Here is a 15,934-nt window from a genome sequence, read left to right on the forward strand (position 1 = left end):
CCCTGCTGTTGATATTAATTGAAAGGATTTTGAGCAATATATTTTTCCCACTCCCAGGCCGATGACATCATTTCGCCAATACCCAGTTCGGCCGTCCAGCCAAGTTTGGTTGATGATTTAGTAACATCGCCCCAAACCTGCTCTACGTCACCTTCGCGGCGCGGACCAATTTCATAGTTCAGTTTTTCGCCTGTTGTGCTTTCAAAAGCATGAATTACTTCCAACACTGAAGTGCCGTTGCCTGTGCCCAGGTTAAATACATCATAACCTTTAAATTCGTCTTTTTCGGCAAGTCTTAACGCGGCAACGTGGGCTTTAGCTAAATCAACTACGTGAATATAATCGCGGATGCAGCTACCATCAGGCGTGTTATAATCATTGCCAAAAACGGTTATTTTTTCGCGTTTGCCGATGGCAGTTTGTGTAATAAAAGGCACCAGGTTTTGTGGCACTCCTATTGGCAACTCTCCAATCAAAGCAGACTCATGGGCACCCACAGGGTTAAAATAACGCAACGAAATCACTTTATAATCGCTGCCGGAATTTACCATATCAACCAAAATTTCTTCGGCTATTTGCTTGGTATTACCATATGGAGATTGTGCAGGCTGCACCGGGGCATTCTCAGTAACGGGTAATTTTTCGGGCTGTCCGTAAACTGTGCAGCTTGATGAAAATACAAAATTGATAGCCTTACCGTAATAAGCTTCGAGCAGATTGATAAGCGAATAGAAATTATTCCGATAGTATTTCATCGGTTTTTTTACCGATTCGCCCACTGCTTTAAAGGCTGCAAAGTGGATGATACCACTTATTTCGGGTTCGGCGAGTGCAAGTGATCTAACGGCGGCTTCATCGCAAAGATCAAGCTTATGAAATACCGGGGTAAAGCCTAAGATCTTTGTAAGCTGATCTAATATTTTAGGATCCGAGTTCGACAGGTCGTCAACGATAATGGGGTCATACCCCGCGTTAACCAGCTCAACAACGGTGTGCGAACCAATAAAACCCAAACCGCCTGTTACTAATATTTTCATGGTTTAAATAGAGAGTATGTTTGAATGTTCGGCAAAGTAAGCAGATTGTGACAATTCATCCGCTTTTATATTATAAAAAAGGCCAAAAAAATTAATTTCCGGCCTGGTTACCCTTACTTATTGTAATAGGTAAAGTCTTTATGGTTTATTTCATGTTCGGGCAACGACTTGAAGTATTCTAAAGTGATCTTCAAACCTTCACTCCTGGATACTTTTGGCTCCCAGCCTAATATAGCTTTGGCCTTGGTAATATCCGGGCGGCGTTGCTTCGGATCGTCCGTTGGCAAAGGCAGGCTGATCAGCTCCTGGTTGGTGCCCGTCAGCTTAATGATCTCCTCGCCAAATTGTTTTATCGTGATTTCGTCCGGGTTGCCGATGTTCACCGGCTGGGCGTAATCGCTGTGCAGCAACCTGTAGATCCCTTCTATCAGGTCATCTACATAGCAAAACGACCGCGTTTGTGAGCCGTCGCCAAACATCGTCAGCGGTTCGCCCCGCAGTGCCTGCCCTATAAAAGCCGGTAATACCCTTCCGTCGTTCAGTCGCATTCTTGGACCATAAGTATTGAAAATCCTAACGATCCTGGTTTCCAACCCGTGGAAGGTATGGTAAGCCATGGTAATAGCTTCCTGGAATCTTTTGGCTTCATCATACACCCCTCTCGGGCCTACCGGGTTTACATTACCCCAATATTCCTCTGGCTGAGGGTTGATGTTCGGATCGCCGTATACTTCCGAGGTGGAGGCGATCAGCATCCGTGCCTTCTTGTTCCGGGCCAGTCCCAGCAGGTTATGGGTTCCCAGTGAGCCTACTTTCAATGTCTGGATCGGAATTTTCAGATAATCTATCGGGCTGGCCGGTGAGGCAAAATGCAGGATATAATGTAGTTCGCCCGGTACATAAACAAACTTGGATACGTCATGGTTATAAAACTCAAAGTTCTCCAGTTTGAACAAATGTTCTATATTCCTCAAATCGCCGGTGATCAGGTTATCCATCCCGATCACATGATAATCTTCCTTAATAAACCTATCGCACAGGTGCGAGCCTAAAAAACCGGCCGCTCCTGTAATCAGGATCCTTTTTCTTGCTGTCATATTGCTACTATTTTACGGCCTATACTGTTATAATAAAACCCATATTCCTTCATCCTGTCCAGGTCATACAGGTTACGCCCGTCAAAGATCACCGGCGACTTCAGCTTTTCCTTCATAAAGTCAAAGTCTGGCGTACGGAATACCGGCCATTCGGTCACAATCAACAGAGCATCTGCATCATCAAGGGCATTGTACCGATTGGTGGCATAGCTTATCTTATCGCCAAGTAGTTTCTTAACGTTTGGCATGCCTTCCGGGTCGTAGGCGGTTACTGTTGCCCCGGCTGCTAATAGCTCATCGATAATGTACAGTGCCGGTGCTTCGCGGATATCGTCGGTCTCCGGTTTAAAAGCCAGTCCCCACAGGGCAAAATGTTTTCCTTTCAGTCCGCCTTCACCATAATATTCACGCATTTTAACTACCAGCCGTTTCTTCTGAGTTTCGTTCACTTCCATCACCGAGTTCAGGATCTTGAAGTCGTATTTATTTTCTTCGGCTGCTTTGGACAAAGCCTGCACATCTTTAGGAAAACAGCTGCCCCCATAACCAACACCCGGGAACAGGAAGCGTTTGCCAATGCGGCCATCTGCCCCTACCCCCTTGCGTACCATATCTACATCCGCCCCTACCAGCTCGCACATGTTGGCAATCTCGTTCATGAACGTGATCTTGGTGGCTAAAAATGAGTTGGCTGCATATTTGGTTAGCTCGGATGAGCGTTCGTCCATGTATAATATCGGGTTGCCCTGGCGCACATAGGGTGCATATAAATCGCCCATTACCTGGCGGGCTTTTTCATCCGTTGTACCGATCACTACTCTATCCGGTTTCATGAAGTCTTCTACGGCTACACCTTCGCGTAAAAACTCTGGGTTGGATACCACCGCAAACGGAACATCGGTATTGGCTTTCATCACTGCGGTTACCTTATCCGCCGTCCCTACCGGTACCGTTGATTTGGTTACGATCACTTTATATTCGGTGATCAGTTTGGCTATATCTTTTGCCGCGCCAAGTACATAGCTCAAATCGGCTGCCCCATCGGCGCCCGGAGGCGTTGGTAACGCCAAAAAGATCACTTTGGCCGGGGCTATTGCTTCGGCAAGATTAGTGGTAAAGGTTAGTCTTTCCTGTTTAATGTTACGCAGAAATAAAATATCAAGACCCGGTTCATAGATCGGCATCTCGCCATTCCGCATCTTGTTTACTTTTTCTTCCACGATATCCACACAGGTTACTTCATTTCCCGTTTCGGCTAAACAAGTTCCCGTTACCAAGCCTACATAGCCAGTACCAATTACTGCAATTTTCATAGTGTTAAATGTGTTTTAATTTTAAGTAAGCAATATTTGTATGATCAATCATATAACCGACTTATTATAGCACCGGGCGGGCCATAAACTAATATTGTAATTATTGTTATTACTTTTATGCCCGGCTAAGATAATCATTCAGCATTAAAATTGATGTTATTATATAATATAGGTATCAAATTATATTCCCTTTTTATCCGTTTTGCCGCATTGTTTAACAACAAGGCAAAACTTTGGGTTGCAGGGCGTAAAAATCCTGTCTTTGTACGTATAGAAAGCAGTATTTGGTTTCATTTTGCTTCACTTGGCGAATTTGAGCAAGGAAGGCCTATACTGGAAGCAATGAGAAATTTACACCCCAAAAAGAAAATAGTAGTCACTTTTTTTTCTCCTTCGGGATATGAGATCAGGAAAAACACACCGCTTGCCGACTATGTTTATTACCTGCCTTTGGATACCGCCCGAAACGCCCGCAGGTTTATTGATGCCATTAACCCCGAAATTGTCATTTTTACTAAATACGAGTACTGGTTCCATTTCTTTAATGAAACAAACAAGCGTAACATCCCTCTGTATATCGTATCGGGCATCTTCAGACCCGAACAGGTGTTTTTTAAATGGTATGGCGGTTTTAACCGCAAAATATTAAGCCTGGTAAGCCACTTTTTTTTACAGGATAACAGCTCTAAGCAGCTATTGGAAAACATAGGCATTACCAATACATCGGTGAGTGGTGATACCCGTTTTGACCGCGTTTGGGCCAATGCACAAAATCCTAAACAATTGCCCCTGATTGAAGAATTTAAAAACGGGCACAAACTGTTTATCGCGGGCAGCACCTGGCCGCAAGATGAAGCCTTCCTGGCTAAACTGGTAATCCAATATCCCAACTGGAAATTCATCTTCGCTCCGCATGAAATACCGGAAGAAAAGATCAATAACTTGATAGAGTTGCTTCCGGAAGGAAAAGCCATCACGTTTTCACAGCTAAAAACCGAAGCCGAAGGTCTGAAGTCGGGAGATTTTATTAACCAATCGCTTACATCTAACAATCTTCAATCGCTGGTGATAGATAATATCGGCATGCTTTCGTCGCTTTATGCCTACGCCGATATTGCTTATATAGGCGGAGGTTTTGGTGTGGGAATTCATAATACCCTGGAGGCAGCCGCGTTCGGTCTGCCGGTTATTTTTGGCCCTAATTATCAGAAATTTAACGAAGCCAAGGAACTTATAGCCATTAAAGCTGGTTTTAGCATCAGCAATGAAACAGAATTAAAAGATATTGTTGGCACACTGGTTAATGACGAGGCGTTTTATAATATTACCCGTAAAAAGGTATTTAATTATGTGAAAGAAAACGTAGGGGCTACGGACATGATCATGAAGTATATCGATAAATAAAAAAATGTCATTTATCATATGAGGAACGGGTGAGAAATCTTGTACACCCGGTAAGTAAACCATGTATGGTGGATTTGCAGGAAGCAGAAGACTTCTCTTCGCGCCCCGCTTCGCCACCTCCGCCGTTCATCGAAATGACAATTTATAAAAAGACTATTCCATCATTCAAAACAAAACATGGTTGTTTACTGTACAAAAGCCATAAATTCTTAATATTGCCTTAATGGGTTTTTTACATCTGCCCGGCCTGGGCAAAGCACATTTTCACGAATATGGTACCGGTCAAAAGCCGCTGCTGGCCTTTCATGGCTATGGCATGACCGGGAAACAGTTTCATGTACTTGATCAATCTATCCTACCCCAATATCACATCTATGGTTTTGATCACTTTTTTCACGGCGAAAGCAGGCTGGATGGCTGGACAGAACAACAGATCGTGGCCGGGATGCCCAAAACCATGGTACGCAGCTACATGGAAGAATGGTTTAAGCTTCACGGCCGGCAACGTTTTTCGGTAATGGGTTATTCTATAGGCGCCAACCTGGCCCTGATATTGGTTGAGGAATATGCCGATATGATCGATGACATCATTTTAATGGCTCCTGATGGCCTGGCTGTATTTAAAGGCTTTCATTTTATATTGCATAATAAGCTTGGACGCGCAATTTTCCGTACGGCCACAAAAAGCAAATGGCTGGCGCCTTTTTTAGTTAAAAGCATGAAAACCGTTGGCGCTATTGACGAAAGCCTTTACCGCATAGCTTATAATGAAATTGATACCGAACAAAAACGGCTTGACACCTATTATACCCTAAATTTGATCAGGCAGTTAAAGCCTGATGTGCAGAAAGTAGCACAACTAATCAATCAGCATAAAATTAAATGTTTGCTGATATTTGGCAGGCACGATAAGCTTTTCCCTAAATCGGCGGCAATGCCATTTTTAGGAATGCTCCATAATGCCGAAGTGCATGAAATTGAACTTGGGCACTGGTTGGTTACAAAGGCACTTGACGAGTATTTAGTTAAATAAACATGGTACCTTCGCGTAAAAAGAAATTTTGGAGTAAACTATTCATCCGTTGCGTAAAATGGTGGATCGGTCGTAATTTTAAAGAGGTTAATGTACAGCCCTTTGAGCCACGCTCCGGCCATTCAATATTGCTTTTGACCAATCATTTTAGCTGGTGGGATGGTTTCATTGCTAACCGGACAGCTGTTTATGATCTTAAAAAGCAATTCTACATCATGATGCAGCAGGACCAGTTCGATCAGCATCGTTATTTTCGATACATTGGTGCTTACTCTATTCAAAAAGGGTCAAGGGCAATACTCGACTCGCTCAGTTACTCGGCCGGGATATTAAATGATCCTGATAACCTCATCGTGATATTTCCACAGGGCGAGCTCTATTCAAACCATGAAACGCATATCCGTGTTGAAACCGGTGTTTATAAACTGATGCGACAGATAAAAGGCCCCTGTCAGGTGGTTTATCATTGTACCCTGATCGATTACTTTGAAAGCCTGAAGCCCCGTGCCTATGTTCATTTGTTTGATTTAGGTGTTGCCGGCGAACTTAGTTTTGAGCAGTTGAAGGAGAACATTAATAACGCGCATCAGCAAGCGTTGAAGAACCAGATCAATATGGAGCACTAATTAATTGACACTAATTTCCTGAATTGTTTCGAATTGGTGCTAATTCCATTTGATAAGCCATCAGCAAATTTCGTGTAATTCGATAAAATTGTAGCCGACATGCAATACATTCGTGTAAAATATGATCCGCAATAAAGAAAACTTTTTCATGAACCGTATTGTCCATTATTATATTAAATGGATAGTTGGCAAAACGTTTCATGAACTATTGTTTAACGATATTGTGATTGATAAAAACAAATCGGTGCTGCTGATAGGCAACCATTTTAGTTTTTGGGATGGGTTGATATTATATTGCGTAAACGATAAATTGCTGAAGAAAAAGTTACATGTCATGATCCTGGAAGAGACTGCCCGTAACGAGCGCTTCCTGAAATATGTAGGTGCTTTTTCGGTAAAAAAAGATTCAAAAAGTATCATCCAATCACTTGACTATGCTGCCGGATTGCTTACCGATCCGGTAAATTTGGTTTTGATGTTTCCGCAGGGCAAACTGTATGCTAACTTTGTTACCGGCATACACTTTGAAAAGGGGGTTATGAGGATCATTGAAAAAGCAAACGGGAATTTCCAGCTCGTTTTTGCTTCAACTTTTATTCAATACTTTAAACATAAAAAGGCAACGGCAACCGTTTATTTAAAAAACGAACCAGAAAATTACACCGGTAAAAGCATAAGTAAATTACAAGAGGCTTACCAAAGGCATTATGAAGCCTCTAAAGCGCTGCAAACCGAATTTGATATATAAAAAGTGACCATAGCTATATTAATAACCCTCTTTTTTATCATACTCAGGTTTGCGGTAACGCTATTCAATTATATCTCCAACCCTAAGCTGCCCCATATAGGGCGGTATTATTCGGATAAAGTTTCTATCCTGATCCCTGCACGTAACGAGGCCGAAAACATATTAACCCTGTTAAATTCCATTCATCAGCAAGATTATAACAACTACGAGGTTATTATTTATGACGATGATTCAAGCGATGATACTTATCAGGTTTGTACTGAATTTGCCGCCGGTCACCCTCATTTCAGGGTGTTAAAGGGAGGTAAATTACCGGATGGCTGGATGGGAAAAAATTACGCCTGCCATCAAATGGCTAAACAGGCCGATGGTAAATACCTGCTGTTTTTGGATGCTGACGAACAAGTTAGTAACCGCCTTATCAACAGCGCGGTACACCGTATGCATTTGCACCAGCTGGGTTTACTAAGCCTGTTCAGCAATCAAACCATGCTTACCTTTGGCGAGAACCTGGTAGTACCTCTCATGCATTTCATATTGCTAAACCTGCTGCCTTTACGCCTGGTATATATATTAAAAAACGCCTCAGTAGCAGCCGCCAGCGGGCAGTTTATGTTGTTTGATGCTGCCATTTATCATAAACACCAATGGCACAAAGCGGTAAAAAACAAGGTGGTGGAAGACGTGGAGATCATGCGCCTCATAAAAGCAGAGCGTTATAATGGTGAGGCACTGCTGGCCAACGGCATGATCAGCTGCCGCATGTACCGGGGCTATGGCGAAGCTATAAACGGGTTCAGTAAAAATTTCCTGGCGGCGTTTAACTACAGCATCATTGGTTTTTTGGTGTACATTACCATCACTATTGCCGGTCCGCTGATTATCCTGACAACCCTGAACATGCCGCTGATACTTTTTACCGCAGGCCTTATTTTTCTTACGCGGATCATGATCTCCCTTTCGGCCGGTCAAAAAACGGAGTATAACATCCTTTTACATCCTGCTCAAATGTTTAGCCTGCTGATTGTGGCTGTTTTATCCATCCAAAGGTATCTTACCAAAACCACGATGTGGAAAGGGCGAAAAATTTGAAGCCCATAGCATCCGATAATTCTGCCCCGGCAAAAAACAGGATCTGTATCATAGTTATTTTCCTGTTTCATTTGGTAGGGTTGACAGGCTTTATTATCCCCTCATTAACCGTATTATTTATAACCCTGGTACCATGGCATTTACTATTGATGCTTGGGATTATCGTTTATAGTTATGACAATTTTGACAGCAGGTTTCTGCTGTTTGCATTGACCACCTTCGGCATCGGCTTCCTGGCCGAATACATCGGTGTACATACCGGTTGGCTCTTCGGGCATTATCAGTATGGCAGCACACTTGGCATCAAACTATTTGAAATCCCCCTAATGATCGGGGTAAATTGGTTCCTGCTGATCTATGCCGCGGGGGGTATCCTGCAGCGAAGCAGGCTTCAAAATACCTGGGTAAGGATATTTACGGGATCTATGGTCCTTACCTTGCTCGATGTACTGATTGAGCCTATTGCCATACATTTTGATTACTGGCATTGGCTGGATGCCGGCGTTCCGTTTAAAAACTATGTTTGCTGGTTTGCGCTGAGTGCATTGCTGCTTTTTATATTTGAGCAGTTTAAATTTAAGCGGCAAGCTATTGTTGGTCCGGCATTACTGATTGCACAATTTGTATTTTTTGCTGTCTTGAATTTGATGTATTGAGCTAAGGGATCAACTATTTAGTGATATAATAATCATCAAAATCAACGCAATCATTACAATCAACGGTTATTTTTGCCGTAAATTAGCAGCACCATGGGAGATTATCAGTTAAAGGTTACTATTGACCAGGATTCGGGCTTTTGCTTTGGGGTGGTTTATGCCATTGATATGGCTGAGGAGATTTTAGAAGAAGATGGCTACCTGTACTGCCTTGGCGATATTGTGCATAATGACGAGGAAGTTGAACGCCTTAAAGCAAAAGGCCTGCGTATCATTGAACACGACCAGCTTAAAGATCTCCGTAATGAAAAGGTGCTCATCCGTGCCCATGGTGAAGCTCCCGACACCTACCGTACGGCTTTAGAGAATAACATCACCCTTATTGATGCCTCATGTCCGGTAGTGCTTAAACTACAAAACCGCATCAAAACCTCATATGACTCGAACGAGAAGATCCTGATTTTTGGCAAGCACGGTCACGCAGAAGTGGTTGGCCTGCAGGGACAAACCAATGATGAAGCGATAGTTTTCCAGGATATTGCCGAGCTTGACAATGTAGAACTGCCGCACAACATTACGTTGTATAGCCAAACCACCAAGAGTATGGATAAATTCTACTCGGTTAAAGATGAGCTTATTTCACGCGGCTACGCCCTTAAGGCTAATGATACTATTTGCCGCCAGGTAAGTAACCGGGATAAAGACCTGCCCAAATTTGCAACGCGCTTTGATAAGATTGTTTTTGTATCGGGCAAGAAATCTTCAAACGGTAAGGTATTGTATGAAGTATGCCGCAAGCACAACCGCAATACTTACTTCATATCCTCAACCGACGAACTGGATAAAAACATGTTTGCGCCAAATGATACCATTGGTATTGCCGGTGCAACGTCAACCCCCATGTGGCTGATGCAGAAAGTAAAAGCCGCTATAGAAAGCTTTTAACAGCACGCTTTTTGCTGTAATAGGTAACATGCAAAAAAGTCCGTCAAATATTGGTTTATTTGTGGCCGCGCTGGTAATTGGCTGCTGGGCAACAAGCATTACATTGCTGATGCAATGGCATTTCAGCTTCGGCAATCCTCTTGTTTATGTACTGATGCTGGTGCAAATGCACCTTTATACCGGGCTGTTCATCACCGCACATGATGCTATGCATGGTACAGTTTCGCCTGATAAGGGCTTAAATAACTTTGTGGGTTACCTCAGCACGTTCCTATATGCCTCGTTCTGGTACCCGCAATTGTACACCAAACACCACAGGCACCACAACCATGTACATACACATGAAGATCCGGACTATCATCAGGGCAGCTTTTTTGCGTGGTATGTACAATTTATCCGCAATTACCTGTCCATATGGCAAATTGTGGTGATGGCTGTTGTATTCAATATCCTGAAGGTTTGGATACCACAGCCAAACCTGATCGTGTTTTGGGTTGTACCATCATTACTGAGCACATTACAGTTATTTTACTTTGGTACGTACCAACCGCATAAAGGCGAACACGATAACCGGCACTTTGCCCGGAGCCAACGCCGTAATCATTTGGCTGCATTTTTTAGCTGCTATTTTTTTGGTTATCATTATGAGCACCATGAATCGCCTGGTGTACCGTGGTGGAGATTGTGGAAAGCTCCGTTGCCGAAAAGCAGAGATTAACCAATCCATAATCCGCTGCTCGTCATCGTATCCACTATTAAGCTCGGAAAAAATCGTAATGACACATAAAATATATTTAGGGATGTTGCGCGGGGCAGCGTTAGGGATTGCAGCGGAAAACCCACAGCCTTGTGCAAGCCTCAGTGCGTACAGACAAGGCGAGGATTTGCAGCGTAAAGCCCGGGCCGCAGGCAACGCCCATATCATGAAACCCATTCAAAAAAGCCTTAATAATCAACACATTACAATCACATCATAATAAAAAAACGAAACAATCCCCACAAACAGACAGGTAATCGTGCAAATCTCCCTGCAAAGCTGGAAATTGCTTCGTCCCCTATAATAACGGGAGTATACTGTGACAGGGAATAAATAAACCTTACACCTCATTTATTTGTAAATTGTGACCACCGTCATAACTTACGGGGCATTTTTTGCTATTTTTGCGCCTACAGTTATGGCTAAAAAAGGAATTTTACTGATTAACCTGGGCACCCCGGATAGCCCCAGCACAGCAGATGTAAAGCGTTATTTAAATGAATTTTTGATGGATCCGCGGGTTATTGATATCGGGGCCATTTCACGTACCCTTTTAGTTAAAGGCCTTATTGTTCCGTTCAGGGCGCCTAAATCGGCCAAATTGTACCAGGCCATCTGGGATCCTAAAACAGGCTCACCGCTGTTACACTACAGCATTTTACAACAGCGGGCCTTGCAACAGCGCCTTGGCGATGACTATATGGTTGAGCTGGCTATGCGTTACCAAAACCCTTCTATCGAATCGGCTTTGGAGAAACTGAAGGCAGCCCTCGTTGAAAGTATCCAGGTAATCCCTTTGTTTCCGCAATATGCCTCGGCCAGTACCGGGTCTGTTTATGAAAAGGTGATGGACATTGTTGGCAAATGGCCAACATCGCCAAATATTACGTTCATCAACTCTTTCCATGATAATGAGCTGATGATTGAAACTTTTGCTGATAACGCTCAAAAATATAATCCTGAAACGTACGATCATGTTTTATTTAGCTTTCACGGACTGCCGCAAAGGCAACTGATTAAAGCCGATCATACTCATAATACCTGCCTTAAATCTGCAGGCTGCTGTGAAACGCTTACTGATGCCAACAGGTTTTGCTATTCGGCACAATCGCACCATACCGCGAAACTGATAGCTGAAAAAATGGGCATTCCGAAAGAGAAATATACCATCTGCTTTCAATCGCGCCTGGGCAACGACCCATGGGTGCAGCCTTACACCAGCGAAATTGTAGCCAAACTGGCCGGCGAAGGTAAAAAACGTCTCCTGGTATTTTGTCCCGCCTTTGTAGCCGACTGCCTTGAAACCGTATATGAAGTAACTACCGAATATGGTGACGAATTTAAAGCCCTCGGCGGTGAGCATGTGCAACTGGTTGAGAGTTTGAATGATGCACCTAAATTTATTGATGCCTTAGTGCAGATGGTAAAGCCTTTTTAGGAAAACTCCCCTGTTGAATATAATTATTGCCTAACGGAGCTGTTTTATAGCATACGTTAGGCTTTTTTTATTGTATAAAAAAAGCATCTGCCCATTGCTAAACAAATGCTGTACGATTTTTATATAATTGATAGTTTAACCTACTTTTACATTTACCGCATTTAAGCCTTTTTTGCCTTGCTCTACATCGTAGGTAACGCTATCGTTTTCACGGATAGTGTCGATCAGGCCTGATACGTGTACAAAAACTTCGGCACCACCATTAGTTGGCGTAATAAATCCGAAACCTTTGGTTTCATTAAAGAATTTTACTGTTCCTTGCATTATATTTTTATTTAATTACTACAAAGGTAACATTAATTATTAACAATCAATTAAAAATAAGGCCATTACACGTTTAAAGTTTTCGGAAGTGTAATTCCCTGTTGAAAACTACGTCGTAAAAACAGCATTTATCAACTCCCTGAAGCCTTAACACTTAGTGTTTTAACCTCGTTATTGCTGTAAAGGAACACTGCTGTAAACATGATATTCGCCGGGTTTCAGCGTCATGGAATATTGCAATGATGTTACACTTATACTGGTTTTGGTAATGTTATCGTACCAGATTCCGGTAGCCGGGAAGCTGATATTGCCGGTTTGCGGCACCACGTCAAAATTGCCTACCACCTCAACATTCGCGCCGGCATCTTTTAGTTGGATTGTTTTAATGGGACCGGCAAGATCATAAGTATAATTGGTTGAGGCAAATACAGCGTTCTTTTCCTTCATCTTAATCATCTTTGCATAAACACCATATAAATGCCTCCTGTTAGGATCAGTGTTATAGTTCCAGTAGATAGGTTTATTGCTGGTGCGGTCTCCCTGGTTAATACTTACATCGTAACCAAGCTCGCCAAACTGCCACAGCATCTTAGGTCCCGGAACCGAAAACAGGAACGCGGCTGCCATTTCTTCGCGCGCCAAACCTGTGTTTTTATCTTTTACATTGTAGCTGCCAACCGCATTGCCATAACTTTCATTTTTAAACTGCAGGCGTTCCTCATCATGGCTTTCAAAATAGCCTACCAGGTTATACGGCTGCGTAAACGTATGCTGATCATAAAACAAACCCTGAAAATTGGAGTTGGTTAGCCAGCCCATAGTAGCTTCGTTGGCATTATAGTTCAGGTTGTTCCAAAGCATCATGCCTTCGCCGGCCAGTTCTTTTTCTTCCTGGTTAGCCGCAAAATGTTCCAGTATTACGTAGAAATTATTATTATCGATGCTTTTGATGTAGTTGTTATAATCTTTCCAGATGGCTACACGACTGGCATCATATTGGCTCCATGCGTTCACGGCTGCATCAGACGTGCCATAGTTAACCTGGGTAAAACCTTTTGAAAGGTCAAAGCGGAAACCATCTATCTTATACTCCGTCATCCAGAATTTGAGCACGTTTTTTACAAAATATTTAGTGTCGGCGCTTTCATGGTTAAACTGGTAGCCGACATTGTAAGGATGCGTTGGATCCACATTATACCAGGGGTTGTTGGCCGCAGGTTTACCTGCTGTTGTATTAAAATACATCTGTACCATTGGTGATTGGCCAAAGGAATGATTAAGCACCATATCCTGGATCACCGCTATACCCCGCGAGTGGCACTCATCAATAAAAGCTTTCAAGGCGTTTTTGGTACCGTAGTATTTATCAGGCGCAAAATAAAAAGACGGATTATACCCCCATGAAAGATTACCTTCAAACTCATTAAAAGGCATCAGTTCAATAGCATTAACTCCCAGGTTTGAGAGATACTTCAAAGTATCTGTAAGGGTTTGATAGTTATGGGCATCAATAAAATCTCGTAATAATAATTCATAAATAACCAGGTTCTTTTTATCGGGGCGGGTAAAGCTGGTGTTTTTCCAGCTATACGCAGGCTGATTGGCCTGAAAAACGCTTACATTACCGGTAGTTTTCCCGGTTGGATACTTTTTTAAGTTGGGATAGGTATCTGAAGAAATGTATGAATCGTTATCAGGGTCAAGCACCTTTTCGGTATATGGATCAGCTACCTTCAATGATTTATCAATATAAAACTGATAACCATATTCAGCAGCGGGATCGATGTTATCTATTTGTACCCACCAGCGTTTGCCATCGGGTGTGTTGTTCATCACGGCCTTGGTGTCATTTACATCCCAACCGTTAAAATCACCTGTTACTGATACGGATTTTTTGCCCGGCGCATACAGGTTAAAAATTACCGATTTACCCGAATTGATAAAGGTAACCCCGTCTTTTGCACCCGCCGGCAACGCCTTTCCGGTGTTTACCACCGTAATTCCGGGAACGTTCCCGGAATTACCCGGCAAAACTTCTTTCTTTTTGCATGAAGTAAAACCGGCCAATAAAAGTCCGGCAAGTAATAAGTAAACATTTTTAATGATCATATTTTGTTATAATTGGTTTCTTACCAAAGCAATCATAGCCAACTGGTTACAGGCCATATTGCTTCAGCAATGCAATATCAGTAAAATAATTGGTAAAATTACTTTTCATCAAATTATGTATTTATCAACCGGAATAATTCGCCCTTTGGACTATCATGTCAGGACAACCTTAAAGCCCTACCTACCCGGGGAAGGCTTGAGTGGGACTAATTATTTGGCTGGCTTAACCCCTTCGCTGGTCATTATCACCCGCTTTATGCTCCCATCTTTATTGTAATACAAATAATCGATGCAAACGGAACGGTGGAAACTGCCAGCGTCAGGCACTAACGCCCCGTTATGATATATAAAATACCATTTGCCTTTAAACTCAATAATAGCCTGGTGATTGGTATTAGAATTTCCAGCTATTTCGTTAATGATCCCCTTATATTCCCACGGGCCATTGATATTCCGGCTCATAACATACGCTATTTTTTCGGGAAACTCATAAGCATAAGATAAATAATACCAGCCGTTACGCTCGTGGATCCACGGCGCTTCGGTGTAATGCGGCAGGGTGATGGTTTTAATCTCGCCGTCAAGTTCGGTCATGTTGCTTTTTAGCTTAGCATAATAGCAAATGCCATTTCCCCAAAACAGGTAGGCCTGCCCGTCTTTATCAATAATAACTGTTGGGTCAATATCATCCCAGGAATGCTTAACGGCTTTGGTCATATCATTGGTAACCAAAGCACTGCCGCGCGCATCCTTAAACGGCCCCAACGGACTGTCAGATACCGCCACGCCAATAGCTTTGCCATGAATAGTGCCATGTTCAACAGCCACATACCAGTAAAACTTGCCGTTCCGTTCAATCACCTGCGAAGCCCATGCATCATCCTTAGCCCATTTAAACTCCTTAACATTCATAGGCGAAGGATGCTCTGTCCAGTTCACCATATCGGTTGTAGTGAAGCAGGTCCAGTCGTGCATAGTATAGCCGTTATGGCCGGTAGCAGCTTCATCATGGCCGGTGTACAGGTATACCTTATCCTTATAAACCATAGCCGCCGGATCGGCGGTATACTTGTGCCTGATGACGGGATTACCATCCGAATGGAAAGTGGTATCGCGGGTTGTGGCATTGGCGTATGTCAGGCTGCCAAATGCCAGGCCTAATGCGATCAGGTATTGTGATATTTTCATATTAGTCAATTTTAAATCATGGGCATTAAGCCTACGAGTCTTTTCAATTCCCTCCCTCGGGAGGGGTGCGATTGGTGAGTGTGGTAGTTGGGAGGGGTTTGTACGCTTTACCATGGAATTTGCGCGGCGAAGAAACCCCTCCCTACACCCTCCCAAGGGAGGGAATC

At 43.0% G+C, this 15,934-nt stretch carries 15 protein-coding genes; 9 read left to right on the forward strand and 6 right to left on the reverse strand.

The genetic code is table 11. From position 1 onward, the window contains the following. Positions 1–14: 14 nt before the first annotated feature. The 3 genes from galE to BLP33_RS13000 form a co-directional block, all read right to left on the reverse strand. Positions 15–1,037, reverse strand: coding sequence for a UDP-glucose 4-epimerase GalE (gene galE, locus BLP33_RS12990; RefSeq protein WP_090528847.1), 1,023 nt, complete (start codon positions 1,035–1,037; stop codon positions 15–17). A 113-nt stretch (positions 1,038–1,150) separates the two neighbouring features. After that, positions 1,151–2,134: a UDP-glucuronic acid decarboxylase family protein gene (locus BLP33_RS12995; RefSeq protein ID WP_090528849.1), complete on the reverse strand. Its 984-nt coding sequence runs from the start codon at positions 2,132–2,134 to the stop codon at positions 1,151–1,153. Beyond that, complete coding sequence (locus BLP33_RS13000) at positions 2,131–3,447, reverse strand: UDP-glucose dehydrogenase family protein (RefSeq protein WP_090528852.1); 1,317 nt, start codon at positions 3,445–3,447, stop codon at positions 2,131–2,133. Before BLP33_RS13000 ends, BLP33_RS12995 begins: the two co-directional genes overlap by 4 nt. Before the next feature lie 153 nt (positions 3,448–3,600). Here BLP33_RS13000 and BLP33_RS13005 point away from each other — a divergent pair, with 153 nt between their 5' ends. From BLP33_RS13005 to hemH, 9 genes are all read left to right on the forward strand, one after another. Continuing rightward, positions 3,601–4,851 carry a 3-deoxy-D-manno-octulosonic acid transferase gene (locus BLP33_RS13005; protein ID WP_371328323.1) on the forward strand — a complete coding sequence of 417 codons (1,251 nt, stop codon included), beginning with the start codon at positions 3,601–3,603 and terminating at the stop codon, positions 4,849–4,851. Positions 4,852–5,074: 223 nt separating this feature from the next. After that, complete coding sequence (locus tag BLP33_RS13010) at positions 5,075–5,884, forward strand: alpha/beta fold hydrolase (protein ID WP_090528857.1); 810 nt, start codon at positions 5,075–5,077, stop codon at positions 5,882–5,884. A 2-nt stretch (positions 5,885–5,886) separates the two neighbouring features. After that, positions 5,887–6,510, forward strand: a complete 624-nt coding sequence (locus BLP33_RS13015) for a lysophospholipid acyltransferase family protein (RefSeq protein ID WP_090528860.1) — start codon at positions 5,887–5,889, stop codon at positions 6,508–6,510. Positions 6,511–6,631: 121 nt separating this feature from the next. Beyond that, positions 6,632–7,258 (forward strand): 1-acyl-sn-glycerol-3-phosphate acyltransferase, encoded by a 627-nt coding sequence (locus BLP33_RS13020; RefSeq protein WP_090528862.1) that lies wholly within the window; start codon positions 6,632–6,634, stop codon positions 7,256–7,258. Positions 7,259–7,261: 3 nt separating this feature from the next. Beyond that, a complete protein-coding gene (locus BLP33_RS13025; RefSeq protein ID WP_090528865.1) occupies positions 7,262–8,350 on the forward strand; it encodes a glycosyltransferase family 2 protein in 1,089 nt (362 codons plus the stop codon). Further along, the gene (locus BLP33_RS13030; RefSeq protein WP_090528867.1) at positions 8,329–9,006 is read left to right on the forward strand and encodes a carotenoid biosynthesis protein; all 678 of its coding nucleotides are present in this window, start codon (positions 8,329–8,331) and stop codon (positions 9,004–9,006) included. The genes BLP33_RS13025 and BLP33_RS13030 overlap by 22 nt, the downstream gene beginning before the upstream one ends. A gap of 93 nt (positions 9,007–9,099) precedes the next feature. Next, the gene (locus tag BLP33_RS13035) at positions 9,100–9,951 is read left to right on the forward strand and encodes a 4-hydroxy-3-methylbut-2-enyl diphosphate reductase (protein ID WP_090528870.1); all 852 of its coding nucleotides are present in this window, start codon (positions 9,100–9,102) and stop codon (positions 9,949–9,951) included. A 28-nt stretch (positions 9,952–9,979) separates the two neighbouring features. Next, positions 9,980–10,669, forward strand: coding sequence for a fatty acid desaturase (locus BLP33_RS13040; protein ID WP_090528872.1), 690 nt, complete (start codon positions 9,980–9,982; stop codon positions 10,667–10,669). A 457-nt stretch (positions 10,670–11,126) separates the two neighbouring features. Further along, entirely contained in the window at positions 11,127–12,146 is a 1,020-nt protein-coding gene (gene hemH, locus BLP33_RS13045) for a ferrochelatase (RefSeq protein WP_090529663.1), read from the forward strand. Between the two features lie 135 nt (positions 12,147–12,281). Here hemH and BLP33_RS13050 read toward each other — a convergent pair whose 3' ends face one another. The 3 genes from BLP33_RS13050 to BLP33_RS13060 all read right to left on the reverse strand — a co-directional run bounded on the left by BLP33_RS13050 (position 12,282) and on the right by BLP33_RS13060 (position 15,767). Next, entirely contained in the window at positions 12,282–12,473 is a 192-nt protein-coding gene (locus BLP33_RS13050; protein WP_090528875.1) for a cold-shock protein, read from the reverse strand. A gap of 168 nt (positions 12,474–12,641) precedes the next feature. Further along, on the reverse strand, positions 12,642–14,579 hold the full coding sequence (locus BLP33_RS13055) for an alpha-amylase family glycosyl hydrolase (RefSeq protein ID WP_090528878.1): 1,938 nt from the start codon (positions 14,577–14,579) through the stop codon (positions 12,642–12,644). A 210-nt stretch (positions 14,580–14,789) separates the two neighbouring features. After that, positions 14,790–15,767, reverse strand: a complete 978-nt coding sequence (locus BLP33_RS13060) for a glycoside hydrolase family 43 protein (protein WP_090528881.1) — start codon at positions 15,765–15,767, stop codon at positions 14,790–14,792. Positions 15,768–15,934: the final 167 nt, after the last annotated feature.

It is taken from the genome of Mucilaginibacter sp. NFR10, assembly GCF_900100445.1.
In the GTDB taxonomy this organism is placed as follows: domain Bacteria; phylum Bacteroidota; class Bacteroidia; order Sphingobacteriales; family Sphingobacteriaceae; genus Mucilaginibacter; species Mucilaginibacter rubeus.

What these genes read in the sequence shown, in the direction of transcription:
- galE (WP_090528847.1), bottom strand. Translation starts at nt 1,037, where the DNA reads ATGAAAATATTAGTAACAGGCGGTTTGGGTTTTATTGGTTCGCACACC.
- BLP33_RS12995 (WP_090528849.1), bottom strand. Translation starts at nt 2,134, where the DNA reads ATGACAGCAAGAAAAAGGATCCTGATTACAGGAGCGGCCGGTTTTTTA.
- BLP33_RS13000 (WP_090528852.1), bottom strand. Translation starts at nt 3,447, where the DNA reads ATGAAAATTGCAGTAATTGGTACTGGCTATGTAGGCTTGGTAACGGGA.
- BLP33_RS13005 (WP_371328323.1), top strand. Translation starts at nt 3,601, where the DNA reads ATGTTATTATATAATATAGGTATCAAATTATATTCCCTTTTTATCCGT.
- BLP33_RS13010 (WP_090528857.1), top strand. Translation starts at nt 5,075, where the DNA reads ATGGGTTTTTTACATCTGCCCGGCCTGGGCAAAGCACATTTTCACGAA.
- BLP33_RS13015 (WP_090528860.1), top strand. Translation starts at nt 5,887, where the DNA reads ATGGTACCTTCGCGTAAAAAGAAATTTTGGAGTAAACTATTCATCCGT.
- BLP33_RS13020 (WP_090528862.1), top strand. Translation starts at nt 6,632, where the DNA reads ATGATCCGCAATAAAGAAAACTTTTTCATGAACCGTATTGTCCATTAT.
- BLP33_RS13035 (WP_090528870.1), top strand. Translation starts at nt 9,100, where the DNA reads ATGGGAGATTATCAGTTAAAGGTTACTATTGACCAGGATTCGGGCTTT.
- BLP33_RS13040 (WP_090528872.1), top strand. Translation starts at nt 9,980, where the DNA reads ATGCAAAAAAGTCCGTCAAATATTGGTTTATTTGTGGCCGCGCTGGTA.
- hemH (WP_090529663.1), top strand. Translation starts at nt 11,127, where the DNA reads ATGGCTAAAAAAGGAATTTTACTGATTAACCTGGGCACCCCGGATAGC.
- BLP33_RS13055 (WP_090528878.1), bottom strand. Translation starts at nt 14,579, where the DNA reads ATGATCATTAAAAATGTTTACTTATTACTTGCCGGACTTTTATTGGCC.
- BLP33_RS13060 (WP_090528881.1), bottom strand. Translation starts at nt 15,767, where the DNA reads ATGAAAATATCACAATACCTGATCGCATTAGGCCTGGCATTTGGCAGC.